The sequence below is a fragment of the Plantibacter sp. PA-3-X8 genome (assembly GCF_003856975.1).
In the GTDB taxonomy this organism is placed as follows: domain Bacteria; phylum Actinomycetota; class Actinomycetes; order Actinomycetales; family Microbacteriaceae; genus Plantibacter; species Plantibacter auratus.
The window spans coordinates 2,424,320-2,451,282 of record NZ_CP033107.1 but is presented as its reverse complement, the minus strand read 5'-3'; the positions used below and the strand labels follow the sequence as shown (position 1 = coordinate 2,451,282).

The 26,963-nt window shown below is 68.6% G+C and carries 26 protein-coding genes; 7 read left to right on the top strand and 19 right to left on the bottom strand.

All coding sequences use genetic code 11. From position 1 onward, the window contains the following. Positions 1-2 precede the first annotated feature (2 nt). The 4 genes from EAO79_RS11635 to EAO79_RS11620 all read right to left on the bottom strand — a co-directional run bounded on the left by EAO79_RS11635 (position 3) and on the right by EAO79_RS11620 (position 4,681). Positions 3-767 carry a fumarylacetoacetate hydrolase family protein gene (locus EAO79_RS11635; RefSeq protein ID WP_064296260.1) on the bottom strand — a complete coding sequence of 255 codons (765 nt, stop codon included), beginning with the start codon at positions 765-767 and terminating at the stop codon, positions 3-5. 78 nt (positions 768-845) lie between these two features. Continuing rightward, positions 846-1,961, bottom strand: coding sequence for a branched-chain amino acid aminotransferase (locus EAO79_RS11630; RefSeq protein WP_085510591.1), 1,116 nt, complete (start codon positions 1,959-1,961; stop codon positions 846-848). Positions 1,962-2,001: 40 nt separating this feature from the next. Beyond that, positions 2,002-3,057 carry a 3-isopropylmalate dehydrogenase gene (locus tag EAO79_RS11625; RefSeq protein WP_124769068.1) on the bottom strand — a complete coding sequence of 352 codons (1,056 nt, stop codon included), beginning with the start codon at positions 3,055-3,057 and terminating at the stop codon, positions 2,002-2,004. Between the two features lie 100 nt (positions 3,058-3,157). Continuing rightward, positions 3,158-4,681, bottom strand: coding sequence for an MFS transporter (locus EAO79_RS11620; protein ID WP_240773582.1), 1,524 nt, complete (start codon positions 4,679-4,681; stop codon positions 3,158-3,160). Positions 4,682-4,795: 114 nt separating this feature from the next. On the opposite strand from EAO79_RS11620, the gene EAO79_RS19475 reads away from it, so the two are divergent. Beyond that, on the top strand, positions 4,796-5,353 hold the full coding sequence (locus EAO79_RS19475) for a TetR/AcrR family transcriptional regulator (protein ID WP_079705616.1): 558 nt from the start codon (positions 4,796-4,798) through the stop codon (positions 5,351-5,353). 107 nt (positions 5,354-5,460) lie between these two features. Here EAO79_RS19475 and serA read toward each other — a convergent pair whose 3' ends face one another. From serA to EAO79_RS19090, 3 genes are all read right to left on the bottom strand, one after another. Next, the gene (gene serA / locus EAO79_RS11610) at positions 5,461-7,053 is read right to left on the bottom strand and encodes a phosphoglycerate dehydrogenase (RefSeq protein WP_071260923.1); all 1,593 of its coding nucleotides are present in this window, start codon (positions 7,051-7,053) and stop codon (positions 5,461-5,463) included. A gap of 115 nt (positions 7,054-7,168) precedes the next feature. Continuing rightward, the gene (locus EAO79_RS11605; RefSeq protein WP_124769067.1) at positions 7,169-7,540 is read right to left on the bottom strand and encodes a bacitracin resistance protein; all 372 of its coding nucleotides are present in this window, start codon (positions 7,538-7,540) and stop codon (positions 7,169-7,171) included. 5 nt (positions 7,541-7,545) lie between these two features. After that, entirely contained in the window at positions 7,546-8,094 is a 549-nt protein-coding gene (locus tag EAO79_RS19090) for a hypothetical protein (RefSeq protein WP_164486833.1), read from the bottom strand. 71 nt (positions 8,095-8,165) lie between these two features. Here EAO79_RS19090 and EAO79_RS11595 point away from each other — a divergent pair, with 71 nt between their 5' ends. Continuing rightward, positions 8,166-8,552, top strand: coding sequence for a DoxX family protein (locus EAO79_RS11595; protein WP_236555406.1), 387 nt, complete (start codon positions 8,166-8,168; stop codon positions 8,550-8,552). Positions 8,553-8,597: 45 nt separating this feature from the next. On the opposite strand, the gene EAO79_RS11590 is transcribed toward EAO79_RS11595, so the two are convergent. The 6 genes from EAO79_RS11590 to EAO79_RS11565 form a co-directional block, all read right to left on the bottom strand. Further along, the gene (locus EAO79_RS11590; RefSeq protein WP_124769064.1) at positions 8,598-9,353 is read right to left on the bottom strand and encodes a copper homeostasis protein CutC; all 756 of its coding nucleotides are present in this window, start codon (positions 9,351-9,353) and stop codon (positions 8,598-8,600) included. Between the two features lie 53 nt (positions 9,354-9,406). Beyond that, a complete protein-coding gene (locus EAO79_RS11585) occupies positions 9,407-10,318 on the bottom strand; it encodes a carbohydrate ABC transporter permease (protein WP_079705611.1) in 912 nt (303 codons plus the stop codon). Then, positions 10,315-11,319, bottom strand: a complete 1,005-nt coding sequence (locus EAO79_RS11580; RefSeq protein WP_124769063.1) for a carbohydrate ABC transporter permease — start codon at positions 11,317-11,319, stop codon at positions 10,315-10,317. The genes EAO79_RS11585 and EAO79_RS11580 overlap by 4 nt, the downstream gene beginning before the upstream one ends. Continuing rightward, positions 11,316-12,722, bottom strand: a complete 1,407-nt coding sequence (gene ngcE, locus EAO79_RS11575; RefSeq protein WP_124769062.1) for an N-acetylglucosamine/diacetylchitobiose ABC transporter substrate-binding protein — start codon at positions 12,720-12,722, stop codon at positions 11,316-11,318. The genes EAO79_RS11580 and ngcE overlap by 4 nt, the downstream gene beginning before the upstream one ends. A gap of 95 nt (positions 12,723-12,817) precedes the next feature. Next, positions 12,818-13,597 carry a sugar isomerase domain-containing protein gene (locus EAO79_RS11570; protein ID WP_124769061.1) on the bottom strand — a complete coding sequence of 260 codons (780 nt, stop codon included), beginning with the start codon at positions 13,595-13,597 and terminating at the stop codon, positions 12,818-12,820. A gap of 10 nt (positions 13,598-13,607) precedes the next feature. Further along, entirely contained in the window at positions 13,608-14,555 is a 948-nt protein-coding gene (locus EAO79_RS11565; RefSeq protein WP_124769060.1) for a MurR/RpiR family transcriptional regulator, read from the bottom strand. Positions 14,556-14,648: 93 nt separating this feature from the next. On the opposite strand from EAO79_RS11565, the gene EAO79_RS11560 reads away from it, so the two are divergent. The 3 genes from EAO79_RS11560 (at position 14,649) to EAO79_RS11550 (ending at position 18,127) form a co-directional block, all read left to right on the top strand. Next, positions 14,649-15,674, top strand: coding sequence for an N-acetylglucosamine kinase (locus tag EAO79_RS11560; protein ID WP_164486931.1), 1,026 nt, complete (start codon positions 14,649-14,651; stop codon positions 15,672-15,674). A gap of 7 nt (positions 15,675-15,681) precedes the next feature. Then, the gene (locus tag EAO79_RS11555) at positions 15,682-16,680 is read left to right on the top strand and encodes a Gfo/Idh/MocA family protein (RefSeq protein WP_124769058.1); all 999 of its coding nucleotides are present in this window, start codon (positions 15,682-15,684) and stop codon (positions 16,678-16,680) included. Positions 16,681-16,804: 124 nt separating this feature from the next. Then, positions 16,805-18,127 carry an alpha-L-fucosidase gene (locus EAO79_RS11550; RefSeq protein ID WP_241160862.1) on the top strand — a complete coding sequence of 441 codons (1,323 nt, stop codon included), beginning with the start codon at positions 16,805-16,807 and terminating at the stop codon, positions 18,125-18,127. A gap of 87 nt (positions 18,128-18,214) precedes the next feature. On the opposite strand, the gene ilvC is transcribed toward EAO79_RS11550, so the two are convergent. Genes ilvC through otsA form a run of 6 tightly spaced genes read right to left on the bottom strand, consistent with a single transcriptional unit; the run spans position 18,215 to position 25,749 of the window. Continuing rightward, complete coding sequence (gene ilvC / locus EAO79_RS11545; RefSeq protein WP_064296249.1) at positions 18,215-19,243, bottom strand: ketol-acid reductoisomerase; 1,029 nt, start codon at positions 19,241-19,243, stop codon at positions 18,215-18,217. Positions 19,244-19,291: 48 nt separating this feature from the next. Next, a complete protein-coding gene (gene ilvN, locus EAO79_RS11540) occupies positions 19,292-19,801 on the bottom strand; it encodes an acetolactate synthase small subunit (protein WP_064296248.1) in 510 nt (169 codons plus the stop codon). Positions 19,802-19,803: 2 nt separating this feature from the next. Continuing rightward, positions 19,804-21,609: an acetolactate synthase large subunit gene (locus EAO79_RS11535; protein WP_085510581.1), complete on the bottom strand. Its 1,806-nt coding sequence runs from the start codon at positions 21,607-21,609 to the stop codon at positions 19,804-19,806. Between the two features lie 42 nt (positions 21,610-21,651). Further along, positions 21,652-23,346 (bottom strand): dihydroxy-acid dehydratase, encoded by a 1,695-nt coding sequence (ilvD, locus tag EAO79_RS11530; protein ID WP_064296246.1) that lies wholly within the window; start codon positions 23,344-23,346, stop codon positions 21,652-21,654. A gap of 1 nt (position 23,347) precedes the next feature. After that, positions 23,348-24,169 (bottom strand): trehalose-phosphatase, encoded by an 822-nt coding sequence (gene otsB / locus EAO79_RS11525; RefSeq protein ID WP_124769057.1) that lies wholly within the window; start codon positions 24,167-24,169, stop codon positions 23,348-23,350. Further along, complete coding sequence (otsA, locus tag EAO79_RS11520; RefSeq protein WP_079705604.1) at positions 24,166-25,749, bottom strand: alpha,alpha-trehalose-phosphate synthase (UDP-forming); 1,584 nt, start codon at positions 25,747-25,749, stop codon at positions 24,166-24,168. The genes otsB and otsA overlap by 4 nt, the downstream gene beginning before the upstream one ends. Before the next feature lie 57 nt (positions 25,750-25,806). Between otsA and EAO79_RS11515 the strand changes: the two genes are divergently transcribed. Both EAO79_RS11515 and EAO79_RS11510 read left to right on the top strand, forming a co-directional pair. Further along, a complete protein-coding gene (locus EAO79_RS11515) occupies positions 25,807-26,640 on the top strand; it encodes a sugar phosphate isomerase/epimerase (RefSeq protein ID WP_241160861.1) in 834 nt (277 codons plus the stop codon). Positions 26,641-26,644: 4 nt separating this feature from the next. Further along, complete coding sequence (locus tag EAO79_RS11510; RefSeq protein ID WP_079705603.1) at positions 26,645-26,833, top strand: hypothetical protein; 189 nt, start codon at positions 26,645-26,647, stop codon at positions 26,831-26,833. Positions 26,834-26,963: the final 130 nt, after the last annotated feature.

Here is a 26,963-nt window from a genome sequence, read left to right as displayed (position 1 = left end):
GGTCAGGGTCGGCGGCCGGTGTTCCGGAGGATGCCGATGCCCGAGACCTCGACCTCGACGACCTGGCCGTCGGTGAATGGTCCGACGCCGGCCGGCGTCCCGGTCAGGATGACGTCGCCCGGGAGGAGCGTCCAGACGGCGGACGCGTACTCGACGATCGCGCCGATGGAGTGCACCATGTCGGAGAGTGGGGCGTGCTGGCGGACCTCACCGTCGACCCGGGTCTCGATCGTCGCGCCGTCGAAGGAGAACTCCGTCTCGATGTAGGGGCCGAGCGGGCAGAACGTGTCGAAGCCCTTCGCGCGGGCCCACTGGCCGTCGGACTCCTGGAGGTCGCGAGCCGTGACGTCGTTGGCGATCGTGTAGCCGAAGATGACCTCGTCGGCACGCTCCGCGCTGACGTTCTTGGCGACGCCACCGATCACGATGGCGAGTTCGCCCTCGAAGTCGATGCGCTCGGACTGCTTCGGGAAGACGACGGCGTCCCCCGGCCCGACCACGGAGGTGTTGGGCTTCAGGAAGAGCAGCGGCTCGGTGGGGGCCTCCCCACCCATCTCGGCGGCGTGGTCGTGGTAGTTCTTGCCGACGGCGACGACCTTGGAGCGAGGGATGACCGGCGCGAGCAGGACCGCATCCGCGAGCGGGACGCGCTCCCCCGTCGGTTCGAAGCCCGAGTAGAGCGGATCGCCGTCGAGGACGACGAGATCCGCATCGTCGATGATGCCGTAGCGGATGGCCTGATCGTGACTGAAGCGAGCGATTTTCACCAGGCCAGCCTATCCCGAGGTGCCCCGGCGACACGGAAGCCCCGCACGAGGTGCGGGGCTTCCCAGGCTGCTCGGAGGCTACTCGGCGTCGAGACGCGTCATCCACCCGTGGCGGTCGGGCAGGCGGCCGTACTGGATGTCGGTCAGTTCCTGGCGCAGCGACATCGTGAGTTCGCCCGCCGGAGCGTCGGCGTCGCCCACGGTGAAGTCCTTGGCCTTCAGCTGCGCGATCGGCGTGACGACCGCAGCCGTCCCGCAGGCGAACACCTCGACGATGTCGCCGCTCTCGACGCCTTCGCGCCACTCGTCGATCGTGACCCGGCGGCGCTCCACCCGGTGTCCGCGGTCCTCCGCGAGCTGCAGGATGCTGTCGCGGGTGATGCCTTCGAGGATCGAGTCCGACTCCGGCGTGACGAGCGTGCCGTCGCGTTTGACGAGGACGACGTTCATCCCGCCGAGCTCCTCGATGTAGGTCGCCTCCTGTGCGTCCAGGAAGAGCACCTGGGCGCACCCGTGCTCGTACGCCTCGGCCTGCGGGAGCAGGGAGGACGCGTAGTTGCCGCCGGTCTTCGCCGCCCCGGTGCCGCCCTTGCCCGCACGGCTGTAGTCGGTGGACAGCCAGATGGACACGGGGGTGACGCCGCCGGTGAAGTAGGCGCCGGCCGGGCTGGCGATGACGTAGTAGTTGACCTTCTTCGCCGGGCGGACGCCCAGGAAGGCCTCCTTGGCGAACATGAACGGCCGCAGGTACAGGCTGGTTTCCGGCGCCGACGGCACCCAGGAGCCGTCGACGGCGATGAGCTGCTTGATCGACTCGACGAAGTACTCGACCGGGAGCTCCGGCAGCGCGAGCCGCTTGGCCGAGCGCTGCAGGCGGCGGCCGTTCGCGTCGGGGCGGAACGACCAGATGGAGCCGTCGGCGTGACGGTACGCCTTCAGGCCCTCGAAGATCTCCTGGGCGTAGTGGAGGACGGCGGCGGCCGGGTCGAGCGAGATCGGACCGTAAGCCTGGACCCGTGGGCGGTGCCATCCACCGCGCTCGGACCAGCAGATGTCGACCATGTGGTCGGTGAAGTGCTGCCCGAAGCCCGGGTCGGCGAGGATCGCGTCGCGCTCTGCGGCGGGGACGGGCTGCTCGTTGGGGGTCACGGTGAAGGCGAGTTCGCGCTGCGCCATGGGGAGGTTGATCGTCATGATGGTGTCTTCCGTCGTGATCTGCGTGTCTGGTGGGCGTCTACCGGTTCGCCGCGAGGGCCGCGATCGCATCGCCGACCTCGGTCGTCGTGCGTGCTGCGCCGGTGCGGGCGGCGATGTCGGCGGTGACGGCAGTGGCGACTCGCGCCGCCTCCGTCTCGAGGCCGAGATGCGACAGCATCAGGGAGACGGAGAGGATGGCGGCGGTCGGGTCGGCCAGCTGCTTCCCGGCGATGTCGGGCGCCGATCCGTGGACGGGCTCGAACATGCTCGGGTACGTGCCGTCCGGGTTGATGTTTCCCGAGGCCGCGAGTCCGATGCCGCCGCTGATCGCGCCGGCCAGATCGGTGAGGATGTCGCCGAAGAGGTTGTCCGTGACGATGACGTCAAATCTAGCAGGATCCGTGACGAGGAAGATGGTGGCCGCGTCGACGTGCAGGTAGTCGACCACGACGTCGGGGAACTCCGCGGACACCGCGTCGACGACGCGCTTCCAGAGCGACCCGGCGAAGACGAGGACGTTGGTCTTGTGGACGAGGGTGAGCTTCCCCCGACGTGCGGCGGCAGCGGCGAACGCGTAGCGCACCACCCGTTCCACCCCGTAGGCGGTGTTGACCGACACCTCGTTCGCGATCTCGTGCGGCGTGCCCTGACGGATCGCTCCGCCGTTGCCGACGTACGGCCCCTCCGTGCCCTCACGGACGACGACGAAGTCCACGTCGCCGGGCTCGCTCAGCGGGCTCGGGACACCCGGGTACACCACGGTCGGGCGCAGATTGACGTAGTGGTCGAGGCTGAACCGGAGCTTGAGGAGCAGTCCACGCTCGATGTTCGCGTTCGCGAGCCGGGGGTCGCCGGGCACGCCGCCGACCGCTCCGAGGAGGATGGCGTCGTGCGAGGCGATCGCAGCGAGGTCCGCTTCGGTCAGCACGTCACCGGTCTCGAGGAACCGCGCGGCGCCGAGCGAGAAGGGCGTCTGCTCGAACCGGACGTCGCCACCCTGCACCGCCGCATCGAGGACCTTGAGCGCCTCGCCGACGACCTCGGGACCGATCCCGTCGCCGGGGATGACTGCGAGCTTGACGGTGCGGGACATGCGACTCCTGAGGATGCGACGACGGTGTGCGCCCAGCTTAACGCCTCCGACCTCGGGCGGATCGTGCCACCCGTCTCCGGGTGGCACGATCGACGGAGCCCTACCGGACCCGCCGAAGACCGATCGCCGCGACGAGCATGGCGGCCACGATGAGGCCGACGCCGATCCACGCTGCGACACCGACACCGCTGTCGAAGGCGTGCCGCGCGGAGTCCATGAGCGCACCCGCGAGGTCGCCGGGCAGCTGCTCGGCGACGTTCGCCGCACCACCCAGGGTCTCCCCCGCCGCCTGCTGCTGGGCGGCGGTCAGTCCGTCCGGCAGGACGACCGAGGAACGGTAGGACGCGGTGAGCACGGTGCCGAGTGTCGCCGTGCCGAGCACCGCGCCCAGCTCATAGGCGGTCTCGGAGACACCGGACGCCGCACCGGCCTTCTCCGGCGGCGCACTCGCGATCACGAGCTCGTTCGACACCGTCTCGGCGGAGCCGATGCCGAGCCCGAGGGCGACGAACGCGAGGCCGATCCCGAGGGCCGAAACGTCTCCCCCGGTGATCGCGATGGAGGCGTATCCGACGGCCGAGACGACGAGTGCGATCGGGACCACGATGCCCGGACGGACCCGCTTGGAGATGGGCACGATCACGAGGCCGGCGATGATCATCACGATGAGGCCGGGGAGCAGGACGAGCCCGGCGTCGAGCGGCTGCAGGCCCAGCACCAGCTGCAGATGCTGCGACACGAAGAACAGCCCACCGACGAGCGCCGTCACGCTCAGCAGGTTGATGACCACGGCGCCGCTGAACGAGGCCCGCCGGAACAGGCTCAGGTCGAGCAGCGGATGCTCGAGGCGGAGCTGACGGCGGATGAACAGGACGCCACTGACCACGCCGACGACCATCGAGACGACCGTGAGCAGGTCGAAGCCGGCTTCCGCCAGGTGCTTGATGCTGAACACGAGCGGCGTCATCGTCAGGAGGATGAGCAGGATGCTCGGCACGTCGATGCGTCCGGGGTTGGGGTCCTTCGACTCCGGGATGAGGAAGGGCGCGAGGACGACGAGCGGCAGGAGCACCGGGACGGCGAGCAGGAACACCGCGCCCCAGGCGAAGTGCTCGAGGATGATCCCACCGACGATCGGCCCGAGCGCGCTGCCGGCGGCGAACCCGCTGGCCCAGACGGCGATGGCGAACCGTCGCTGGTCGCGGTCGAGGAAGATGTTCCGCAGCAGCGAGAGCGTCGACGGCATGAGCATCGCTCCGAAGAACCCGAGCGCCGCCCGAGCCGCGATCAGGAGCTCGGCGCTGGGCGCGAAGGCCGCGGCGACGGAGACGACACCGAATCCGATGGAGCCGATGAGCAGGAGACGACGACGACCGATGCGGTCGCCGAGGCTGCCCATCGACACGAGCAGGCCGGCGAGCACCAGCGGGTAGATGTCGACGATCCAGAGCAGCTGCGTGCCGGTCGGGGTGAGCGCGCTCGAGATCGCGGGCAACGCGAAGTTGAGGACCGTGTTGTCGACCGACACCAGCAGGACGGGGAGCATGAGGACGGCGAGCGCGAACCAGGCTCGCCGACCGGCACGGGGAGCGGCGACGGCGGTGGGTTCGGTGGCGGTGGACACGGTGACCTCTTTCAAAGCGTGGAGAACGGCGCCGGTCGGGCGCCGCCCGCTCGACTATACCGTCCAGCCGGTATAGTATCAATCCGAATCCGACGAGCCGAATACGATGGAGCCATGGCGAAGCAGACCGCAGCCCGAGAACGCGTCCTCGACGCCTTCGCCGAACTCCTCATCGAGCAGGGCGAACGCGCCGCCACCCTCGACGCCGTCGCCGCGGCGGCCGGTGTCTCCAAGGGCGGACTGCTCTACCACTTCGGCAGCAAGGAGGCCCTCGTCGACGGCCTCATCGAGCGGCTCTCGGACATGAGCGAGGCCGACACGGCGCGGATGCTCGCGGCCCCGGAGGGCGTCGTCGAGTACTTCGTGCGCACCTCGGTCGACTGCGGCACCCCGTTCGACCGGACGATCATCGCCGTCGCGCGGCTGGCGCAGGGACAGCACGCCCAGGCGAGCGACGCGATGGCGGACATCCGCCGGAGCTGGTTGCGCACGGTGGAGGACGCCGTCGGCGACCCCGACACCGCTCGTGCCATCGTGTTGATGTCCGACGGCCTCTACGCCAACACGGCGCAGCTCGGCATGGGTGTCAGCGACCCCGACGAGGGCAGCGACGAGTCGATCGAGCGGCTCCTGGCCGTCATCGCGCGACTGCTCCCCGCCGGCGGGCGCTGAGCCGCGACGCCCGCCGGGCGCACCGGAACGGCGTCGGCGCCTCGGCCTGCGGACGACGATGCCCCGCACCGGACGGCGCGGGGCATCGGGTCGGAGCAGCGGTCGGGCTACTGCTCGGTGATGTCGATCTCGCGGAGTAGTGTCGCGTCGATCGTCTCGCGGATGACCTCGAGGACGTCGTCGGCGACCGGTGAGTCGACCGTCAGGACGCTGAGCGCCGGGCCACCGGCCTCGTGACGGGCGATCTGCATGCCCGCGATGTTGATGCCCGCCTCGCCGAACCGCTGGCCGTAGACGGCAACGATGCCGGGTCGGTCGGTGTAGACCATCACGATGTGGTGCTTCGCGAACGGCACCTCGACGTCGTAGCCGTTGATCTCGACGATCTTCTCGGTCTGCTTCGTGCCCGTCAGCGTGCCCGACACCGAGATCTGCGATCCGTCGCTGAGGGCTCCGCGCAGCGTGATGACGTTGCGGTACTCCTCGCTCACCTCGTCGGTGAGCAGGCGCGTGACGACACCGCGCTGCTCGGCGAGCAGCGGGGCGTTCACGTACGAGACCGTCTCGCTGACGATGTTCGTGAAGATCCCCTTGAGCGCGGCCAGCTTCAAGACGCTGACGTCGTACCCGCTCAGCTCGCCGTGGACCTCGACGTCGACGCTCGTGAGCGACGAGGTCGACAGCGCGGCGAACACCTGCCCGAGCTTCTCGACGAGCGGGATGCCGGGACGGACGTAGGGGTCGATCACGCCGCCGGCGACGTTGACCGCGTCCGGGACGAGTTCGCCGCCGAGCGCGAGGCGCACGGACTTGGCGACCGAGACGCCGGCCTTCTCCTGTGCCTCATCCGTGGACGCACCGAGGTGCGGCGTCACGATGACGTTCTCGAGCCCGAGCAGCTTCGTGTCGGTGGGCGGCTCGCTGACGAAGACGTCGAGGCCGGCACCGGCGATGACGTTGTTGGACAGCGCCTCGTACAGCGCGTCCTCGTCGATCAGGCCGCCGCGGGCGACGTTGACGACGTAGGCCGTCGGCTTCATGAGCGCGAACTGCGGGCCGGCGATCATGCCCGTCGTCTCCGGCGTCTTCGGCATGTGGATGGTGATGAAGTCGGACTGCGCCAGCAGCTCGTCGAGCGTGACCAGCTGCACCCCGAGCTGCTGCGCACGAGCGGACGTGATGTAGGGGTCGTACGCGATGACGTTCGTGCCGAACGCCTGCAGACGGGCCGTGATGAGGGCACCGATACGGCCGAGGCCGATGATGCCGATGGTCTTCTCATAGAGCTCGGTACCGGTGTACTTGGACCGCTTCCACTGCCCCTGGGCGAGCGCGGCGTGCGCGGCCGGGATGTGGCGGGCGAGGCTCAGGATGTGGCCGACGGTGAGCTCGGCCGCGGAGATGATGTTCGACGTGGGTGCGTTGACGACCATGACCCCGGCCGTCGTGGCGGCCTTGATGTCGACGTTGTCGAGACCGACACCCGCGCGCGCGACGACCTTCAACCGGGTGGCCGCCTGGATGGCCTCCTCGTCGACCTTGGTCGCGGATCGGACCAGGATGGCGTCGGCGTCGGCGATCGCCGCGAGCAGAGCCGGGCGGTCCGTCCCGTCGACGGAGCGCACGTCGAAGTCGGGCCCGAGGGCGTCGACGGTTGCTGGTGAGAGTTCTTCGGCGATCAGTACGACCGGTTTCGACACGGAACGGTTCCTTCGCAGTAGCAGTGGGGTGGGCAGCGCGTCGGTGTCCGGCGGCCATCGCAAGCCTATCGGAGGCGCACCGGGCGGTTCGTCGTGTGACGATGCGGCGGCCGGGTCAGACGGAGAGGTCGATCAGCTGCTGCGCGCCGAACATCGCGAGGACCGACAGCGAGATCGCCGCGACGACGCACAGGGCGACGAGGTAGCGCACGGTCTGCTCGCCGAGCGACCGCTCGCGACCGGTCCAGAAGGCGATCGCGAAGGCCACGACCGGCAGGAGCAGGCCGCCGATGAGGACGACCCAGCCGAGCGGCAGGACCGGAACGGCGAGGCCGTTCGCCGTCCCGACGATGCCGACGAGGTTGCCGACGGCTTCGAAGACGTCATAGGCGAAGAACAGGCCGAACAGGACGGCGATGGACCAGCTGAGCCAGCCGGGTCGCTCGGCGGCGGGTTTCGACACGGGGTCCGCGGTGGTGGAGGGCATCAGGGTCACACTCCTCGGAGGAACGGCCAGGGCAGGATGAGCACGACACCGAGCAGGAGCATCGCGATCCTGACGACGGGTCTGCCGCCACGCGTCAACCAGAGCGTCGCGGCCATCCACACGGGTCCCGCGGCGACCGCGAGTCCCTGTCCGAGATCGAACATGAACCGGCCGACCGCATCGCTCGGGACGGCCGCGTCAGGACGGAACGCCGAGATCAGCCAACCGACGCTGTACAGCAGGAAGACCCCACCGAAGATGCCGAGGGTGACCAGCATGACCGAGCTCATCTGCTCGCGCTCTCCGGCGGCAGCCTCATCCGTGACCGGGTCGGTCGGCTTCGCGACGTCGACCTCGACAGGAGGGGCTACCGGTTCTTCGACCTGACCGGCCGACTCCGCGGCCGACGGGACCGCCGCGGTCGCCCGACCACGCGTGATCGGCTCCTGCGATGCGGGCTCGAGCGTGGTCCGGTCGCCGGAAGCCGAGGCATCGAGCGTCGGATCGTCGTCGCCCGCCCAGCTCAGCGCATCTTCGTCCCGCGGCTCAGTCATACCGCCAGCCTATCGCCGCCGGGCCGATCACCGAGTGCGGCGATCCGGACGCGACGGAGCAGAATTGCCTGGTGAACCCGTTCCCGCTCCTGCAGTCCGCCCTGACCGTCGTCCTCGCGATCATGTTCATCGGCATGGGAGTCCTCCACTTCCTCCCGGGACCGGCGAGGACCATGGCCGCGATGATCCCGGGACCCCTGCGGGGCAGCACCATCACACCGCGGATGCTCGTCGCCATCACCGGCGTGTGCGAGATCGCGGGCGGCGTCGGCCTGCTCGTCCCACCCACCAGGCTCGCCGCAGTGGTCTGCCTGATCGTGTTCCTCGTCGCGGTGTTCCCGGCAAACGCCGCGGCCGCGCGGCAGCCCGAGCGGTTCGGCCGCCTCGCCGTGCCGTTCGTCCCACGGCTCATCGGTCAGCTCGTGCTGATCCTCGCCCTCGTCATCGTGGCGATCTGATCGCTCGACGGGACCTGTCGACGATCCCGTCGGTCCCGACGGATCTCAGACGGCGACGGCGGCGCGCCTGGCCGCGGCCACCGCGCGAGCGACGGTCGTCGCGTCCGTGATGTCGTAGCTCGGCGACCCTCCGCCGGGGCCGGTCTCCGTGACCCGGCCGGCACGGCGACGGGCGGAGAGGTGCACCGCGTCGACACCTGCCCGGGCGAGGACGGGGATCGCATCGATCGTGACGCCGCCACCGGCCATGATCTGCATCGAGCTGTCGCCCCTCGAGGCCATCTGCGCGAGCTTCTCCGCACCGTCGATGCTCGCCCGCGCGCCGCCGGAGGTCAACAGACGGTCCACACCGGCATCGCGCAGCTGGTCGGCGGACCGGACGGGGTCGGTCGTCGCGTCGACGGCCCGATGGAACGTCACCGCGAGCGAGCCCGCAGCCTGACGCAGCTGCGCCAGCGCCTCCAGGTCGATCGTGCGATCGGACCGGAGAGCGCCGACCACGATGCCCGCAGCACCCGCGGCCTCGAGCGCGAGGATGTCGCCGGACATGACGTCGATCTCCGCGGGCGAGTAGACGAAACCGCCCTCTCGCGGACGCACGAGCACGTGCACGAAGTCGCTGAGCCCGGCTTCGTCCGCAGCGCGGACCGCCGCCATCACCAGTCCGATGGAGGGGGTGAGCCCACCGGTGCCGAGGGCCTGGCACAGCTCGACCCGCTGGGCTCCCTCGCGGATGGCGATGCGGACCCCCTCCACGTCCTGGACGGCGATCTCGACGGCGATTGGCGACTGGAGGCTCATTGGACCCATTGTTCCAGTGATCCGCTCGAGCCGAGGACGCGCACGCCGCTGCGCTACTTGTCCGTGCCCTGCGACACCGAACCCTGCAGCTGGCGCTGGAAGATCAGGTACACGATGAGCACGGGGACCACGGTGATCACGGACGCCGCGAAGAGCGCACCGAAGTCCACCGAGTACCCGGCCTGGGCGGCGAAGGACGCCATCCCCTGCGTCAGCACGTAGTTCTGCGGGTTCGAGTTGAGCGCCACCGGCAGGAGGAACTGGTTCCACAGCCCCACGAAGTTGAGGATCGCGACGGTCGCGAGCCCCGGCCTCGCCATGGGCAGCATCACCTGGAAGAAGGTCCGCCACTCCCCCGCTCCGTCGATCGCGGCCGCCTCCGCGATGGAGACCGGCAGCGACTTGAAGAACGAGAACAGGAAGAACACCGTGAACGGGAAGGCGAACGCCGCGTACGTGAGGATGAGTCCCGGGAGCGAGTTGAGCAACCCGAGGCTCTGCAGCACGAAGAACAACGGCACGATCGCGAGGAACACGGGGAACGTGAGGCCGGCGAGCATCAGGTAGTAGATGGCCCGGCTCCCGAAGAAGCGGAACCGCGCCAGCACATACGCACACATCGAGCCGAACAGCATGGTCACGATCAGGGCGCCGAACACCACCACGATCGAGTTCAGGAAGAAGCTGCCGATACCGGCCGTCGTCCACGCATTCACGTAGTTGTCGAAGTTCCACTTCGAAGGCAGCGAGAACGGCGAGGCGAAGATCTCGGAGCTTGTCTTGAACGACGACATGACCGTCCAGAGCAGCGGGACGACGACCACGATCGACCAGATGATGAGCACCGTGTGCGATGCCGTCCCGACGACGCGGTCGCCCGTGGTCGGCTTGCGGCTGGCCGGTGTGCGCGTGCCGGTTCCGACGACCGCCGGGTTCGCGGTCGTCGCCGTGGTCTGGACGGTCATTCCGCCACCCCTTCATCGTTGCCGCCGGTGAGTCGGCTGACCAGGAAGACGACGCCCGCGAACATCAGGGTGACGAGCGCGAGCACGACCCCCATCGCGCAGGCGTAGCCGAACTGGCCCTTGGTGAACGCCGTCGTGAACAGTTGCTGCGACATCACGAGCGTCGTGTTGGACGGGCCGCCGCCGGGATTCAACGCGGCCATGTACACGAACGCGTCGAGGGCGAGGATGCCCATGTAGATGTACGCCGTCTGGATGTTGTCGCGGATCAGCGGGATCGTGATCGTGATCGCGGTCCGCAGGCGGCCCGCGCCGTCGATCCGTGCCGCCTCGTACACTTCGGCCGGCACGCCCTTGATCGCCGCGATGAAGAGCACCGTGTAGAACCCGATGAGTCCCCAGACGATGACGAACATGGTCGCGATCATCGCCGTGTCCGGCGAACCGAGCCAGGCGAAGGAGGTGAACTGGTCGAGCCCGATGCCGGTCAGGAAGCCGTTCAGCAGCCCGGACGACGGGTCGTAGATCTGCTTCCAGACGAGGCCGATGACGATGGCCGGCACGACGTACGGGAAGAAGGTGATCACCCGGTACACGCTCGAGTTGCGGAGGCCGCGGATCGGACCGTTGCTCGGCCCGCCGATCGTGATGAGGGAGGCGAAGAGGAATGCGATCCCGAGGGTCACGAGCGGCAGGACGATCGCGAGCGCGACGCTGTTGCCCATGGACTGGAGGAAGGTCTGGTCCTGGAAGAGCTTCGTGTAGTTCGAGAACCCGACGAAGTCCATGCCCGGGGAGAACCCGGACCAGTTCGTCAACGAGTAGTACGCCGCTTGTGCGAACGGTGAGACCACGAAGACGACGTACCCCACCACCGGCACGATCAGGAAGACCAGGAAGAACGAGACCCGGTCGAACGTGAAGTCCCGGCGGCGCAACCGCCGGGCGGCGGGAGGGGTAGCCCCTCCCACCTTCCCGATCGGCGTGCCGACCGCCGTCATTTGACGGTGACCTTGTCCACGGAGTCGTCGCTGCGGACCTTGTCGGAGATGTCCTGCATGCCCTTGGTGAGCGTGGCGACGTCGGAACCACCCTGCAGGAACGTGTTCCAGAGGACGAGGAGGTCCGTGTTGAGTCCGTACAGGTCGATGAAGCTCCACGAGAACACATCCGTGCCCGCGTCGTTCAACATCTTCACCTGGGACACGAGCGCCGTCGAGCCGAAGCCGTCCTCGGGGATCGTGTCCTTGACGATCGTCGACGAGAAGGTCGTCTTGGCGAAGTTCACCGCGGCGTCGTTCGACAGCATGGCCCGCAGGAACTCCTTGCCACCGCCGACGTTCTTGCCCTGCGACGGGACGATGAACCCTTCACCGGCGGTGCTGTGCAGCGCCGAGTACGGCAGGGCTGAGTCGGCGGAGACCGTCGGCTCGGGCGCGCCGGTCATCTTGAATCCGTCCTTCGTCTGGGTCTTCATCTCGTTCTCGATCCAGCCACCCGAGGGGTAGAGGATGAAGTCCTCCGAGTTGCTCCACTGCGCCTGCGCAGCGGTGAACTGCGTTCCGGCGCCACCGGGCTTGACGTAGCCGGCGTCGATGATCGCCTTGAGACCCTTGAGCACGTCCTGGACGGCCGGCTTCGACCAGCAGTCCGCCTCGAGGTTCTCGAGCGCCAGACGGACCTCGTCGCCGCCCTCCTTGATCGCGGACGCGATCGCCATCGTCAGGTAGTAGGTGGCCGCCTCGGTGCCCCAACCGAACAGGTACTTGCCCTGCGCCTTGGCCTTCGCACCGAGATCGAGTGCCTCAGCCCAGGTCTTCGGGGGCGTCCAGCCGTTCGCCTCGAAGAGCGCTGCCGAGTACCAGACCGCGTAGACCGTCAGCACGTAGTTCAACTGCACGAACTTGCCGTCGAAGGTGCCCGGCTCGACGACACCCGGGTAGAGGGTGTCCTTGATGACCTTGCCCTCGTAGTTCTTCGCCTCGATGACGTCCGTCAGGTCGGCGAGCTGCTCGCGGATCGTGTTGATGCCGATGAGGCCGGCGCCGCTGTTGTCGATGACGTCCGGCGGGTTGCCGGCGACGAACCGCGGCTGGAGGGTCTGCGCGATGTTCGTCGCGGCCGTGACCTTGACGGTCGAGCCTGCCTGCTGCTTCTCGACGAGCTTCCCGGCGAACTCGGTGTACTCGATACCGTACCCGCCCTTGAAGATGACGGCGTCGACCGTCGAGTTGGCGGCCATGCCGAACGGGTTGTCGGCCGAGACCGGTCCGCCGGTGGTGGTCGCCCCGCCTCCGCCGCCGACACAGGACGCGAGCGTCCCGCCCAGCGGGAGGAGGATCGCGGTCGCGAGTGCTCCTCGCAGGAAATCGCGGCGTTGGAGCGTTGCTGGCTGCTTGTCCATCGGTCTACCTTCCAGTGATTCGAATGTTGCCCGGGTGTGGTGCTGTCGGGGTGGTGTTGTCGGGTGTGTGGTGCTGGTGTTGCGACGCCTCGGGTTCAGGCGTCACGTCTGATCCGGCCCCGGTAGCGGTCCTCGAGCACACTGTTGTGCTCGTCGCCGCCCGGGATGTTGGCCGAGATGTAGAGCGGCGGGGTCTCGCCGGTCGCCGCGATCCTCGCCGCGACGCCGATGGTGAGGAGCTGCGCGAGGTAGGCCGCCGTGATCGAGGACACCGCGCCGACCGGGACGCCGTCCTGGACCTCGATGGTCGCGTCGCCGAACGGAGCGCGGTTGTCGAGCACCACGTCGGCCACCTCGGAGAGCCGCAGCCCGCTCGGGTGCTTCGGCTCGACGCGCGAGGTGTGCTCCAGCGAGGTCACGGCGATGACGGGGTGGCCGTGCTCCTTGGCGATCAGGGCGAGTCCCACGATCGACCCGTTGACGCCGGAGTTCGACGCGATGATGAACACGTCGCCCTCCCCCACCGGTGAGATCGCGAAGAGCTCCGCCGCGACGTCGCCGCTGCGCTCCAGCGCGGCACCACCGAGGTCGTCGACGGACCGTTCGCCGCGGAGGACGACGTCCCGCAGGGCGATCTTGTTCGTCGGGATCAGTCCACCGGCGCGGCCGGCGATCTCCATCGCGAACGCCTCCGAGTGGCCGGTGCCGAACGCCTGGATGACCGCTCCGCGTTCGAGGGCCGCGACCAGCAGGTCGATCGCGGGGTCGAGTTCGCCGGACCGGGCCGCCTGGGTGATGTCCGCGAGGCGCGAGGTGACCTCGTCGGTGTAGCGATCGACGTGATCGGTCCAGGTGGTGGTGGATGTGGTGCTCATTCGGTTCCTCTCAGACGCCCGCGGGCGAGGCGGTCTCGGACAGGGCTCCGGCCTTGGTGGGTCGGCGGTGCGGGGCGACCGCAAGGGCGGAGGCCGCGAGGCGCTTGGTCGTGCGCTCGAAGTTCTGCTGCGCGACGAACAGGTACAACAGATCCAGGACGAACAGCTGACCGTGCTTGGCGGAGAGGTCGTCGGGCTGCAGGAACCGTTCGTGGGCCGAGGTGATGATAGCCAGCGTCGACGCGGCGACGAGCGGGGAGTCCGGGTTGTTGCTGATCGCCACGGTGAGCGCGCCCGCGCGACCCGCCTGGCGGAGCATCTGGATGGTCTCCTCGGTGCGCCCGGTGTTGCTGATGCCCAAGGCGACCGAGTCCGGGCCCTGGATCGCCGCGCTCGTGAGGCCCGCGTGGACCTCCGACCAGGCGTGCGTGCTGATGCCGATCCGGTACAGCCTGGCCTGCATCTCGTCGGCGAGCATCGCGCTGCCGCCGACACCGTAGATGTCGACGTTCCGGGCGCGCGCGATGGCTGCGGCGATCTCGAGCATGACCTCGAGGTCGATCACGTCGGCGGTCTCCCGCAGCGTCCGGGTGTGCGCGTTGAGCAGCGTGCTCAGGACGTCCGGAGCCGAGTCGTCGGGGCCGAACGCCCGGCCGATGTCGGTCTGCCAGGAGTCGCGTGCGGTGCTGCGACCGAAGTCCTTGGCGAGGTCGACCCGGAACGGCGCGTAGCCGGTGTACCCGATGATCCGGCAGAAGCGGGTGATGGTCGCCGCTGAGACGCCCGAATCGGCTGCGAGCTCACCGATCGTGAGGGTGAGGGGCGCGTCTGGGTTCTCCAACAGGTAGTCGGCGATACGCAGCATGACCCCGGACATCTCCGGCATCCGCGACCGAATCCGGTTGGTCACGCCGGTGGCGTGCTCGACCGGTGGGTCGGTGCGGATGGAAACAGTCATGGAAATTCCTTTTCTCCTCCGTTGGAGTGACGCGAAACTGATTCTTACAGTACGTTGTGGCCCACGGCAACATGTTTCGAGATGATGACGATGATGAAAACAACTCTGGCGGTCGACGCCGGCGGCACCTCGTCCCGCGCGGTGCTCGTGGACGCCTCAGGACGTCGCCTCGGTTCCGGGCGCGCGGGCGGCGGGAATCCGACGTCGTCCGGTGTGGACAGCGCTGCCACGCAGATCGCGCTCGCGGCTCGTGCCGCACTCGACCAGGCCAGGACGACGTCGTCCATACCGCCCCTCCCGTCCGGGTCGCTCGTGGTGATCACGCAGGCGGGGCAGGTGTCCGACGCCTACCGCCGCGCCTTGGACGCACACCTCGTACCGCTCGGACTCGGACCGGTCGTGATCGAACCGGATCTGCTCGGCATGTACGGCTCCGGCTCGGCGTCGCCGGACGGCGTCGTGCTCGTCGCGGGGACCGGGAGCGTCGGGGGACGGATCAAGGACCGTCTCGTCGTCCGGGAGGTCGGCGGTGCCGGCTGGCTCCTCGGCGATGGCGGCTCCGGATTCTGGATCGCCCGGCGCGTGATCCGCGCGGTCGCCGCCGACCTCGACGGCATCGGCCCCCGCACGGGCCTCACCCCGCTGCTCTCCCAGGCGGTCGGGTTCACTCCGGACCCGTCCTCATCCGGTGACGCGGACCACCGCCGGTCCCCGGTACTCGACACACTCATCCGCTCGGTGAACGACGGTCCCCCCATCGCCATCGCCCGCCTGGCGCCGCTCGCCTTCCAAGCCGCGGACGACGACGTCGCGCGGTCCATCCTCGACGCTGCCGTCGACCGCCTGGCGGTCCTCGTGGAACGGGTGCTGGCTCCGGATTCGGACCACAGGGAGAGCACGCTCGTCGTCGGCGGCAGCGTGCTCGTCGACGGACTCCTCCCGTCCGTCCCCTCGGCCGCGGACCGCCTGTCATCGGCTGCCGCCGGGGCCCGACTCGTCCCGGTCGCCGACGGCCTGGTCGGAGCCGCCGCCCTGGGCATCAGGATGCTGGGCGGGGACGTCGACGACGCGACCCTCAGCCGCCTGCGCGAGGACCTGGCTGCTGGAGAGAAGCGGTGACGCGGTGATGGCGGACCGGATCGCCGTCATCGGCACCGGTGCCATGGGACTGGCGCACGTCCGCGCGCTCGCCGGACTCGGTGCAGCCGACCGGATCACTTACCTGTGCTCGGCTCGGTCGCCGAGAGCCATGCCGGAGGCACCGGCCGCACGACTCACCACCTCGGTCGACGAGGTGCTCCTGGATGCCTCCGTGGGGATCGTCGTCATCTGCACGCCGACCGACACCCATCGGGGTCTCGCCGTCAGGGCGCTCCGTGCCGGCAAGCACGTCCTGCTGGAGAAACCGATCGCCCTGACGCTCGCCGACGCCAACGCGATCCTGCAGGCCGCCGACGAGTCCGGCCGGACGTTCATGGTCGCGCACGTCGTCAGGTTCTTCGGCGGGTACGAGGCGATCGACGACGCGGTGCGGGCCGGGGCTGTCGGCACACCCCTCGCCGTCACGGCCGAACGGCTGAGCTCCCCCGCCGCCCCGTCACCGTGGTGGCAGGACGAGCGACGCTCCGGCGGCCCCCTCGTCGACTTCGCGATCCACGACTTCGACCAGCTGAACCAGCTCCTCGGTCAGCCGCGATCCGTGTCAGCACGACGCACCGGCACCGGTCGCCCGATCGAGACGACGGTCGACTACGCCGACGGCGGGATCGGGCGCGTCCTCACCTCCATGGAGCTCCCGCCGGCCTTCGGATTCAGCTCGGCCATCGAGGTGCTCGGCAGCACCGGGCTCATCGCCCACCGATTCGTCGGTGCGTCCCCGACCCACGCACCGCCGCTCTCGGTCGACGCGCTGGGATCGGCCGCCGCGCACGGCTCCTACGACCTCGACGAGACCGATCCCTACCGACGACAGATGGCCTCCTTCCTCGACTGCGTGAAGCGAGACGTCCAACCGTTCCGAGTGACCGGCCGGAGTGCCCTCGCGGCCCTGACGGTCGCGTTGGCGGCGAAGGCATCGCTGGACACCGGCGTGCCCGTGCAGGTCTTCGAACCCCACGACGCCTGAACCGTCGACGCGCAGGAGGTCCGCCGTCCTGACCACGCCGGCCCACCGGACAGCAGACATCCGACCTTTCGTGTTAGCCTGCCCCCGCACCGCCGTGAACCCACTCGACGATCGAAGGGCCGCCGTGACCGAGACCACCATCCCCCGACCCGACACCGCCTGGTTCGACGAGGCGAGATTCGGATTGTTCCTGCACTGGGGCCTCTACGCCCTCCCGGCACGCCATGAGTGGGTGCAGACGCGGGAACACCTCTCGGCCGAACACTACGAGCGCTACCGCGAGCACTTCGACCCCGACCGGTTCGACCCCCGCGCCTGGGCCAGGCAGGCCAAGGCGGCCGGCTTCCGGTACGCGGTGCTCACGACGAAGCACCACGACGGCTTCTGCCTGTGGGATTCGGCACTCACCGACTTCACGTCCATGCACACGCCCGCCGGCCGTGACCTCGTGGCGGAGTTCGTGGAGGCCTTCCGCGCCGAGGGGCTCCGGATCGGCTTCTACCACTCGCTCATCGACTGGCATCACCCCGACTTCACGGTCGACGGCATCCACCCGCGACGCGACGACCCCGAGGCGCTCGCAGCGAACGCCGACCGTGACTGGTCCCGCTACCGGGACTACCTGCACGGCCAGGTGCGCGAGCTGCTCACCGGCTACGGCCCGATCGACTACCTCTTCTTCGACTTCAGCTACTCGCAGGGCATCGAAGGTCTGCCGGGGAAGGGCGCCGCCGACTGGGGCTCCGAGGAACTCGTCGAGATGATCCGCGGGCTGCAGCCGGAGATCCTCATCAACGACCGCCTCGAGCTCCCGGGCGACGTCACCACCCCCGAGCAGTACCAGCCCGTGGTGACGCCGGTCGGTCCCGACGGCGACCCCCTCCGGTGGGAGGCCTGCCAGACCCTGAACGGCAGCTGGGGGTACGACCGCGACAACCTCGACTACAAGTCGCCGGAGCTGCTCCTGCGGATGCTCATCGATTCGGTCTCGAAGAACGGCAACATGCTGCTGAACATCGGACCGACCGCGCGCGGGACGATCGATCCTCGCGCGATCGAACGACTCGACGTCCTCGCCGACTGGTTCGCACTCCACGAGCGGGCGATCCGAGGATGCGGCCCGTCGGAGTTCAGCAGTCCGACCGACGTCCGATACACGCAACGCGGCGACCGGCTGTACGTACACGTCTTCGCCTGGCCGTTCGTGCACCTGCACCTGCCCGGTCTCGGCGGCCGGGTGCGCTACGCGCAGCTGTTGTCGGACGGCTCCGAGGTGCCGTTCCAGGTGCATCGCCCGGAGCACGATCTGCCGAACCAGCACACCCAACCGAAGGGACTCGGTCCCGACACGGTGACCCTGCACCTGCCGATCGGTGAACCCGACACCCCGATCCCGGTCATCGAGATCTTTTTCGAGCCGGGCACGACCGGAGCAGCGACGGCCTGAGGCTCCCGCAGACGACGGAACGCCCGCCCCGGCGGATCGGGGCGGGCGTTCTGGCTCGGTGCCGCTGAGCGGCTGGACGAGCGGAGACTAGCGGGCGACGCTGCCGTCGACGTAGTCGTCGTCGTTCGAGGCGTTCCACGCGAAGAGCTTGCGCAGCTCGCGACCGGTGGCCTCGATCGGGTGGTCCTCGCCCTTCTTGCGCAGCTCGAGGAACTCGGGCGCGCCGGCGTCCTGGTCGTCGATGAAGCGCTTGGCGAAGGTGCCGTCCTGGATGTCCTTGAGGACCGCCTGCATGTTGGTCTTGACGCTCGGGTCGATGACGCGCGGGCCGGAGACGTAGTCGCCGTACTCAGCCGTGTCGGAGACGCTCCAACGCTGCTTGGCGATGCCACCCTCCCAGATGAGGTCGACGATGAGCTTCAGCTCGTGGAGCACCTCGAAGTAGGCGATCTGCGGCTGGTACCCGGCCTCGGTCAGGGTCTCGAAGCCGTACTGGATCAGCTGCGAGACGCCACCGCACAGGACGGCCTGCTCGCCGAAGAGGTCGGTCTCGGTCTCCTCGGTGAAGGTGGTCTTGATGCCACCGGCACGGAGGCCACCGATCGCCTTGGCGTAGGACCAGGCGAGCGCCCACGCGCCACCGGTCTCGTCCTTCTCGACGGCGACGATGACGGGGACGCCGCGGCCGGCCTCGTACTCGCGACGAACGGTGTGGCCCGGGCCCTTCGGGGCGACCATGAAGATGTCGACGCCCTCAGGAGCCTCGATGTAGCCGAAGCGGATGTTGAAGCCGTGGCCGAAGACGAGCGCCTTGCCCGGAGCGAGCTGGTCCTTGATGGACTCGGCGAAGATCGTGCGCTGGTGCTGGTCCGGAGCGAGGATGACGATGACGTCGGCCCATGCGGAGGCGTCGGCGACGTTCTTGACGGTGAAGCCCTGCTCCTCGGCCTTGGCGATCGACTTCGAGCCGTCCTTCAGGCCGACGACGACCTCGACACCGGAGTCGCGGAGGTTGAGCGCGTGTGCGTGGCCCTGCGAGCCGTAGCCGATAACGGCAACCTTCTTGCCCTGGATGAGCGACAGGTCTGCGTCCTGGTCGTAGAAAATCTCAGTCACTGGTGGTTCTCTCCTTGGTTGTGGTTTCGCAATATGCCGCAGATGCGACTAGTTCTTGAAGACGCGTTCGGTGATGGACTTCGAGCCGCGCCCGATGGCGAGGAGACCCGATTGGGCGATCTCCTTGATGCCGTAGGGCTCGAGCACCTTGAGGAGCGCGGTCGTCTTCCCGGAGTCGCCCGTGACCTCGATCACGAGGGCGTCCGTCGCCACGTCGACGACGCGGGCCCGGAACAGGTTGACGGCTTCCAGCACCTGGGAACGGGTGGAGTTGTCGACGCGGACCTTGATGAGCAGGTGCTCACGCTGGACGGACTGCGCCGGATCCAGCTCGACGATCTTGATGACGTTGATGAGCTTGTTCAGCTGCTTCGTCACCTGCTCGAGCGGAAGCTCCTCGACGTCGACGACGACCGTGATCCGGGACAGACCCTCGATCTCGCTGTGGCCGACCGCGAGACTCTCGATGTTGAAGCCCCGGCGGGCGAACAACCCGGCGACGCGGGTCAGCAGACCGGGCTTGTCCTCGACGAGGAGGCTCAGGACGTGGCTGCTCATGCTCAGGCCTCCTCATCGAACGACGGACTGTGGTCCTTGGCGTACTGGACGTAGCTGTTGCTGACGCCCTGCGGCACCATCGGCCACACCATCGCGTCGGCACTCACGACGAAGTCGATGACGACCGGACGGTCGTTCGTCTCCAGGGCGAGCTTGATGGCGGCGTCGACCTCCTCCTCCTTCGTCACGCGGATCGCGAGGCAACCGTAGGCCTCGGCCAGCTTGACGAAGTCCGGGATCCGGATGGTGTCGTGCCCGGTGTTCAGGTCGGTGTTCGAGTACCGACCGTCGTAGAAGAGCGTCTGCCACTGGCGGACCATGCCCAGTGAGGAGTTGTTGATGATCGCGACCTTGATCGGGATGTTGTTGATCGTGCAGGTCGCGAGTTCCTGGTTGGTCATCTGGAAGCAGCCGTCGCCGTCGATCGCCCACACGTGGCGATCGGGCTGGGCCACCTTGGCGCCCATGGCCGCAGGGACTGAGTAGCCCATGGTCCCGGCACCGCCGGAGTTCAGCCAGGAGTTCGGACGCTCGTACTTGATGAACTGCGCCGCCCACATCTGGTGCTGGCCGACGCCCGACGCGAAGACGCCCTCCGGACCGGTGATCTCGCCGATGCGGGAGATCACGTGCTGTGGCGAGAGCAGACCGTCGGTCGGCTCGGCGTAGCCCAGCGGGAACTCCTCGCGGAGACCGTCGAGGTAGGACCACCACTCGGCGATGTCGGGGGTGACCTCGCGGGCGGCTGCCTCGAACGCCGACTGGAGGTCGACGATGACGTCCTTCGCGTCGCCCACGATGGGGACGTCCGCGATGCGGATCTTCGAGATCTCGGCCGGGTCGACGTCCACGTGGACGACCTTCGCGTTCGGCGCGAAGAGCGAGGCCTTGCCGGTCACGCGGTCGTCGAATCGGGCACCGAGCGACACGAGCAGGTCGGCTTCCTGCAGCGCGAGCACTGCCGGGACGGTGCCGTGCATGCCGGGCATGCCGAGGTGCTGCGTGTGCGAGTCGGGGAACGCCCCGCGAGCCATGAGCGTCGTCACGACCGGAGCCCCGGTCGCCTCGGCCAGCGCGAGCAGTTCCTCGGAGGCCTTGGAGCGGATCACGCCGCCGCCGACGTACAGCACCGGCTTCTTGGCGTTGACGAGCAGCTGCGCAGCGGCCTGGATCTGCTTGCCGTGCGCCTTCGTCACCGGACGGTAGCCGGGCAGGTCGACCTTCGGCGGCCAGATGAACGGCGCTTCAGCCTGCTGGGCGTCCTTCGTGATGTCGACCAGCACCGGTCCGGGACGGCCGGTACCCGCGATCTCGTAGGCCGCGGCGATGGCCGCCGGGACCTCCTCCGGGGTCTTGACGAGGAAGGAGTGCTTCGTGATCGGCATGGTGATGCCGACGATGTCCGCCTCCTGGAACGCGTCCGTGCCCATGAGGGTCGAGAACACCTGACCGGTGATCGCGACCATCGGCACCGAGTCCATGTAGGCGTCGGCGATCGCGGTGACGAGGTTCGTCGCGCCGGGGCCGGACGTCGCGATGCACACGCCGATCCCGCCACCGGCGGCGGCGTATCCTTCGGCCGCGTGGCCGGCACCCTGCTCGTGTCGGACCAGGATGTGACGGAGCTTCGTCGAGTCCATCAGCGGGTCGTAGGTCGGCAGGATCGCTCCGCCGGGCAGACCGAAGATGTCGGTGACCCCGAGGAGCTCGAGCGATCGGACGATCGCCTGGGCTCCCGTCAGGATCTCCGGTGCGGCCGGGGCCGCAGGTGTTCTGGGATGAGGCACGGGTTGGGATTCCGTGGGCATGATGATTCCTTCAGCGATGAGATGCACGAACGAGATGCTCGGTTATCCCGTGATCGCGCCCTCCGCTGCGGAGTGCACGAGACGAGAGTACTTTGCGAGAACGCCACGGGTATAGCGCGGGGGCAGAGGCGCCCAGCCGTCGCGGCGGGCTTCCAGCTCTGCTTCGTCGACGAGTAGGTCGAGCGAGCGGCCAGCGATATCGACCCGTATCAGATCACCATCGCGCACGAAGGCGATTGGACCTGCGTCCACCGCTTCGGGTGCTATGTGGCCGATGCACAGTCCGGTTGTGCCGCCTGAGAATCGACCGTCCGTCAACAGTAGTACATCCTTGCCGAGTCCGGCGCCCTTGATGGCGGCCGTGATCGCGAGCATCTCGCGCATCCCCGGCCCACCCTTCGGGCCCTCGTAGCGGATGATGACGACGTCGCCCTTGTTGATCTTGCCCTCGGTGAGCGCGTCCATGGCTCCGCGTTCACGTTCGAAGACCCGCGCGGGTCCTTCGAAGACCTCGGCGTCGAATCCGGCCGTCTTCACGACGGCGCCCTCGGGCGCGAACGACCCCTTGAGGATCGTGATGCCGCCGGTCGCGTGGATCGGGTTGTCGAGCGTGCGGATGACCGTGCCGTCGATCGGGTCGGGGTTGATGTCGGCGAGGTTCTCGGCGACCGTCTTGCCGGTGACCGTGAGGCAGTCGCCGTGCAGCAGACCGGCGTCGAGCAGCGCCTTCATGACGACGGGGACGCCGCCGTGACGGTCGACGTCGTTCATGACGTACTGGCCGAACGGCTTCAGGTCGCCGATGTGCGGCACCTTGTCGCCGATGCGGTTGAAGTCGTCGAGCGTGAGGTCGACCTCGGCCTCGCGGGCGATCGCGAGCAGGTGCAGGACCACGTTCGTCGATCCGCCGAATGCCATCGCGACGGCGATGGCGTTCTCGAACGCCTCCTTCGTCAGGATGTCGCGCGCGGTGATGCCGAGTCGGAGCATGTTGACCACGGCCTCGCCCGAGCGGTGCGCGAAGTAGTCGCGACGGCGGTCGGCCGAGGGGGGCGATGCCGAGCCCGGGAGGCTCATGCCGAGCGCCTCGGCGACCGACGCCATCGTGTTGGCCGTGTACATCCCGCCGCAGGCGCCCTCGCCCGGGGCGATGGCGCACTCGATGCGCTTCAGGTCCTCTTCACTCATGTTGCCGGCTTTGCAGGCCCCGACCGCCTCGAAAGAGTCGATGATCGTGACCTCCTTCTCGGTGCCGTCGGAGAGCTTGACCCAACCCGGCGCGATCGATCCGGCGTAGAGGAAGACCGAGGAGAGGTCGAGCCGCGCGGCGGCCATGAGCATGCCCGGCAGCGACTTGTCGCAGCCGGCGAGCAGGACCGTGCCGTCGAGGCGTTCGGCCATGACCACGGTCTCGACGCTGTCGGCGATGACCTCGCGCGAGACGAGCGAGAAGTGCATGCCCTCGTGGCCCATGGAGATGCCGTCGGAGACGGAGATGGTGCCGAACTGCAGCGGGTATCCCCCGCCGGAGTGCACGCCCTCCTTGGCCCCCTGTGCGAGGCGGTCGAGCGAGAGGTTGCAGGGCGTGATCTCGTTCCACGAGCTCGCGATGCCGATCTGGGGCTTGTCCCAGTCCTCGTCGCCCATGCCGACGGCGCGGAGCATGCCGCGCGAGGTGGTCGCCTCGATCCCGTCGGTGACGGCACGACTGCGTGGTTTGATGTCGATCTCTGGCATTTTAAGAGTCTACGGCTTCCTTGTTGCTTCGATATTCCGCGAGCATGCCGAGGACGCGCGCGATCTCGGAGGGTCCTTCGACCCTGAAGTCGGCGGCGGTCACGCCGGTGCCGCTCTTCACCCCGAGGTCGCCGGGGCCGAGTGCGCCGAACGCGTCCTCGTCCGTGACGTCGTCGCCCGCGTAGAACACGGCATCTGCTTTGGTGTACCGCCGGAGGTGTTCGACGGCTTCGCCCTTGGTCGCGCTCCTGAGCGAGAACTCGAGGACGTTCTTGCCCTCTCGAACCGTCAGGGCGCCGAACTCGTCCTTGGTGTGGGCGAGTGCTTCGAGGTGGGCGATCCTGGAGTCTTCTTCACTGGCGAGCCTCGTGTGCAGGGCGAACCCTGCCGGCTTCCGCTCGATCCAGACATTATCGTAACCCTCCGCGACGTCCTGGAGGATCCGTTGGAGGGTCTCCCGCTGTTCGCGCTCCTCATCGTCGAGGGCGAGGGCGTCGTCGGGGTTGTCGAGACGGATCTCGACGCCGTGCGAGCCGGCGAACAGGGCGTGGTCTGGCAGCTCGGCCACCGCCACGAGACTGTCGATCGCACGCCCGGACACGAGTGCGACGCGCGTCCCTGCCAGGTCCATCAGCGCCAACACGGCCTTGCGGGCCGCGGGCAGCGCCCGCGCCTGGTCCGGGTCGTCGACCTCGGGGGCCAGCGTGCCGTCGAAGTCCAGGGCCACCAGGAGCTTCGGGACGTCGGCCAGGCGGCGGAGTTCCGCACGCAGTCCGAGGGGAAGCCCCCCGAGGGTGTCGGTGGGCTCGTCGGTGGTGCTCATGACTGGGTGGTGCTCCCCTGCTCGATGGTCGGTGACTGGTCACGCACACGCTGCAACTCGTCGAGGAAGGACGCCGACCACCGCGCGACGTCGTACTCCATGACGCGCTTGCGCAGCGCCCGCATGCGACGACCACGCTCGGCCTTCGTCATGTGCACGGCCTGGAGGATCGCCGACTTCATCCCCTCGATGTCGTGCGGGTTGATCTTGAGGGCCTGCTTCAGCTCGTCGGACGCGCCGGCGAACTCGCTCAGCACGAGGACGCCGTCGTTGTCGTAGCGAGCGGCGACGTACTCCTTCGCGACGAGGTTCATGCCGTCGCGCAGGGCTGTGACGAGCATGACGTCGGCGGCGAGGTAGAGGGCAGCCATCTCCTCGCGGGGGTACCCGTGGTGCAGGTACTGGATCGCGGTGTGGCCGATGGTGCCGAAGTCGCCGTTGATCCGGCCGACCGTCTGCTCGATGTCGTCGCGGAGCTGACGGTACGTCTCGACGCGTTCGCGGCTGGGGCTGGCGACCTGGACGAGCGTGACGTCCTCGACCGCGAGCTTGCCCTGCGCGAGGAGCTCTCCGAAGGCCTTGAGTCGGTGCCCGATGCCCTTCGTGTAGTCGAGGCGGTCGACGCCGAGCATGATCGTCTCCGGGTTGCCGAGCTCCTCGCGGATCTGCTTGGCACGGGCGATGATGTCGGGGCGTTGCGCGAGGGCCTGGTACCCCTTGCTGTCGATCGAGATCGGGAAGTGCCGGGCGATCACCGTGCGGTACGGGGCGCCACGCTTCGAGGCGACCGGTGCCGCGTCCGTCGTGACCGACACGAGTGCCGCATCGAGCGGGACCTGGATCGCGGCCCCCTTCGTCTCGTACCCGAACAGGCGGCGGACCGCCCGGGAGAAGTTGCCCGCGTCCGCGACGCGCTGGAAGCCGATGACGTCGGCGCCGAGCAGTCCCTCGATGATCTGGCGTCGCCATGGGAGCTGCGAGTAGATGCCGTAGGCCGGGAACGGGATGTGGTTGAAGAAGCCGATCGTGAGATCGGGTCGCAGCTCACGCAGCATCTTCGGCACGAGCTGCAGCTGGTAGTCCTGCACCCAGACGGTCCCGCCGTCGGACGCGGCCGCTGCGGCCGCCTCCGCGAACCGTCGGTTCACGGCGACGTAGGAGTCCCACCACTCGCGGTGGTAGCTCGGCGGAGCGATGACGTCGTGGTAGAGCGGCCAGATGGTGTCGTTCGAGAAGCCCTCGTAGTAGCGGGCGATCTCGTCCTCGGACAGCGGGACCGGGATGATCCACATGTCGTCGTTGTCGAACGGCTCGATCTCGAGGTCGGCAGAGCCGGCCCATCCGATCCAGGCGCCGTCGGCACCGCGCATGACGGGTTCGAGGGCGGTCACAAGTCCACCGGGTGAGGTCCGCCAGCTCTCGGCGCCGTCTGCATCGACGACGCGATCGACCGGCAGCCGGTTGGATACCACGATGAAGTCGAAGGTCGACGCTGATCCGCCGTCAGGCGCGGAATATCTGGTGATGATGGCCCTCCCGGGGTACTCGGGTTCGCTGTTCAGGCTAGCAGCGTTCCGCATGGCGAAACCGCGTGTTCAGACGGCGAGCATATGCTTGCGCTGATGATCCGCCATGGCATGAGCACCTCCTGCGTCTACCCGCTGGGAACCCGGCGCGCGTTCGAGTTGGCCGCCGAAGCCGGCTACGACGGCGTCGAGGTCATGGTGACCCAGGACCGCGTCACGCAGGACGCCGACGCCCTCCGCGCCCTCGCCGCCGAGACCGGGCTCGACATCCTCTCGATCCACGCGCCGGTCCTGACCCGGACCGCGTTCGTCTGGGGCCGCGACCATCGGGAGAAGCTCCGCCGCTCGGCCGAGCTCGCCGCCGCCGTCGGCGCGTCGACCGTCGTCGTCCACCCGCCGTTCCGCTGGCAGCGGCGCTACGCGCACGCCTTCGTCGACCTCGTCGCCGAGCTGAGCGAGACGCACGGACTCGAGCTGGCCGTCGAGAACATGGCGTGCTTCCAGAGCCGCGGGCTCCGGGTGCAGCCGTTCGCCTTCGGCTACGACCCGGCCCCGCTCGCCTGCGCCGCCCTGACGCTCGACTTCTCCCATGCGGCCCTCGCGGGTGAGGACTCGCTCGAGATCGCGACCCGCTACGGCGGCCGCCTCCGCCACGTGCACCTGTGCGACGGGACCGCACCGTCGCCGCGGGGTGCCTTCCTCGACGAGCACCTCCTCCCGGGCGACGGTGAGCAGCCGGTCGCCGAGGTCCTCGAGCTGCTGCGCGCGGCGGACTGGTCGGGAAGCATCGTCGCGGAGGTGCACCTGCCCGCAACCGGCGGCGACGCGCTCCGCCTCAGCCAGCTGCGCGCCTCACTGGCCTTCGCGAAGCGTGCATTCGCTAGCACAGGCGAGAACCCGAAGGAAAGCCCGGATGCGGGGGGCCTCCCCTACCGGCTAGCGTGAAGTCATGCGCAAATTCCTCTTCAACGGCAGCATGATCTCCACGGTCTTCGGCGGGATCTCCGCCCTCCAGGCGACCCGACAGGGACCGCGGGACTGGAAGCTCGCCCTCCTCTGGGTGAGCTGGGGCATCTCGCTCGCCCTCGCGATCAGCTCGGTGCTCGACGACAGCAAGCAGGCGGAGATCGGCCGCTGAGGTCGCGTCGCCCGCGCTACCACGACCGCCCGGAGAACCCGGGAATTGGAGCGCACACCCGCGTGTCTCCGCGTCGTTCCGCGCCTCGTGATCGACAATGAGGGCAGTCCAGCCTCACGGATGATCCGCT

Excerpts from the sequence above, each read along its gene's own strand:
- EAO79_RS11580 (WP_124769063.1), bottom strand. The coding sequence starts at position 11,319 with ATGACGGCGGTCGGCACGCCGATCGGGAAGGTGGGAGGGGCTACCCCT.
- EAO79_RS19090 (WP_164486833.1), bottom strand. The coding sequence starts at position 8,094 with ATGACTGAGCCGCGGGACGAAGATGCGCTGAGCTGGGCGGGCGACGAC.
- EAO79_RS11560 (WP_164486931.1), top strand. The coding sequence starts at position 14,649 with ATGAAAACAACTCTGGCGGTCGACGCCGGCGGCACCTCGTCCCGCGCG.
- EAO79_RS11555 (WP_124769058.1), top strand. The coding sequence starts at position 15,682 with ATGGCGGACCGGATCGCCGTCATCGGCACCGGTGCCATGGGACTGGCG.
- EAO79_RS11630 (WP_085510591.1), bottom strand. The coding sequence starts at position 1,961 with ATGACGATCAACCTCCCCATGGCGCAGCGCGAACTCGCCTTCACCGTG.
- EAO79_RS11590 (WP_124769064.1), bottom strand. The coding sequence starts at position 9,353 with ATGAGCCTCCAGTCGCCAATCGCCGTCGAGATCGCCGTCCAGGACGTG.
- EAO79_RS11535 (WP_085510581.1), bottom strand. The coding sequence starts at position 21,609 with ATGCCCACGGAATCCCAACCCGTGCCTCATCCCAGAACACCTGCGGCC.
- EAO79_RS11585 (WP_079705611.1), bottom strand. The coding sequence starts at position 10,318 with ATGACCGTCCAGACCACGGCGACGACCGCGAACCCGGCGGTCGTCGGA.
- ilvN (WP_064296248.1), bottom strand. The coding sequence starts at position 19,801 with ATGAGCAGCCACGTCCTGAGCCTCCTCGTCGAGGACAAGCCCGGTCTG.
- EAO79_RS11605 (WP_124769067.1), bottom strand. The coding sequence starts at position 7,540 with ATGCCCTCCACCACCGCGGACCCCGTGTCGAAACCCGCCGCCGAGCGA.
- EAO79_RS19475 (WP_079705616.1), top strand. The coding sequence starts at position 4,796 with ATGGCGAAGCAGACCGCAGCCCGAGAACGCGTCCTCGACGCCTTCGCC.
- ilvD (WP_064296246.1), bottom strand. The coding sequence starts at position 23,346 with ATGCCAGAGATCGACATCAAACCACGCAGTCGTGCCGTCACCGACGGG.
- EAO79_RS11565 (WP_124769060.1), bottom strand. The coding sequence starts at position 14,555 with ATGACTGTTTCCATCCGCACCGACCCACCGGTCGAGCACGCCACCGGC.
- EAO79_RS11570 (WP_124769061.1), bottom strand. The coding sequence starts at position 13,597 with ATGAGCACCACATCCACCACCACCTGGACCGATCACGTCGATCGCTAC.
- otsA (WP_079705604.1), bottom strand. The coding sequence starts at position 25,749 with ATGCGGAACGCTGCTAGCCTGAACAGCGAACCCGAGTACCCCGGGAGG.
- ngcE (WP_124769062.1), bottom strand. The coding sequence starts at position 12,722 with ATGGACAAGCAGCCAGCAACGCTCCAACGCCGCGATTTCCTGCGAGGA.
- EAO79_RS11510 (WP_079705603.1), top strand. The coding sequence starts at position 26,645 with ATGCGCAAATTCCTCTTCAACGGCAGCATGATCTCCACGGTCTTCGGC.
- otsB (WP_124769057.1), bottom strand. The coding sequence starts at position 24,169 with ATGAGCACCACCGACGAGCCCACCGACACCCTCGGGGGGCTTCCCCTC.
- EAO79_RS11625 (WP_124769068.1), bottom strand. The coding sequence starts at position 3,057 with ATGTCCCGCACCGTCAAGCTCGCAGTCATCCCCGGCGACGGGATCGGT.
- EAO79_RS11515 (WP_241160861.1), top strand. The coding sequence starts at position 25,807 with ATGAGCACCTCCTGCGTCTACCCGCTGGGAACCCGGCGCGCGTTCGAG.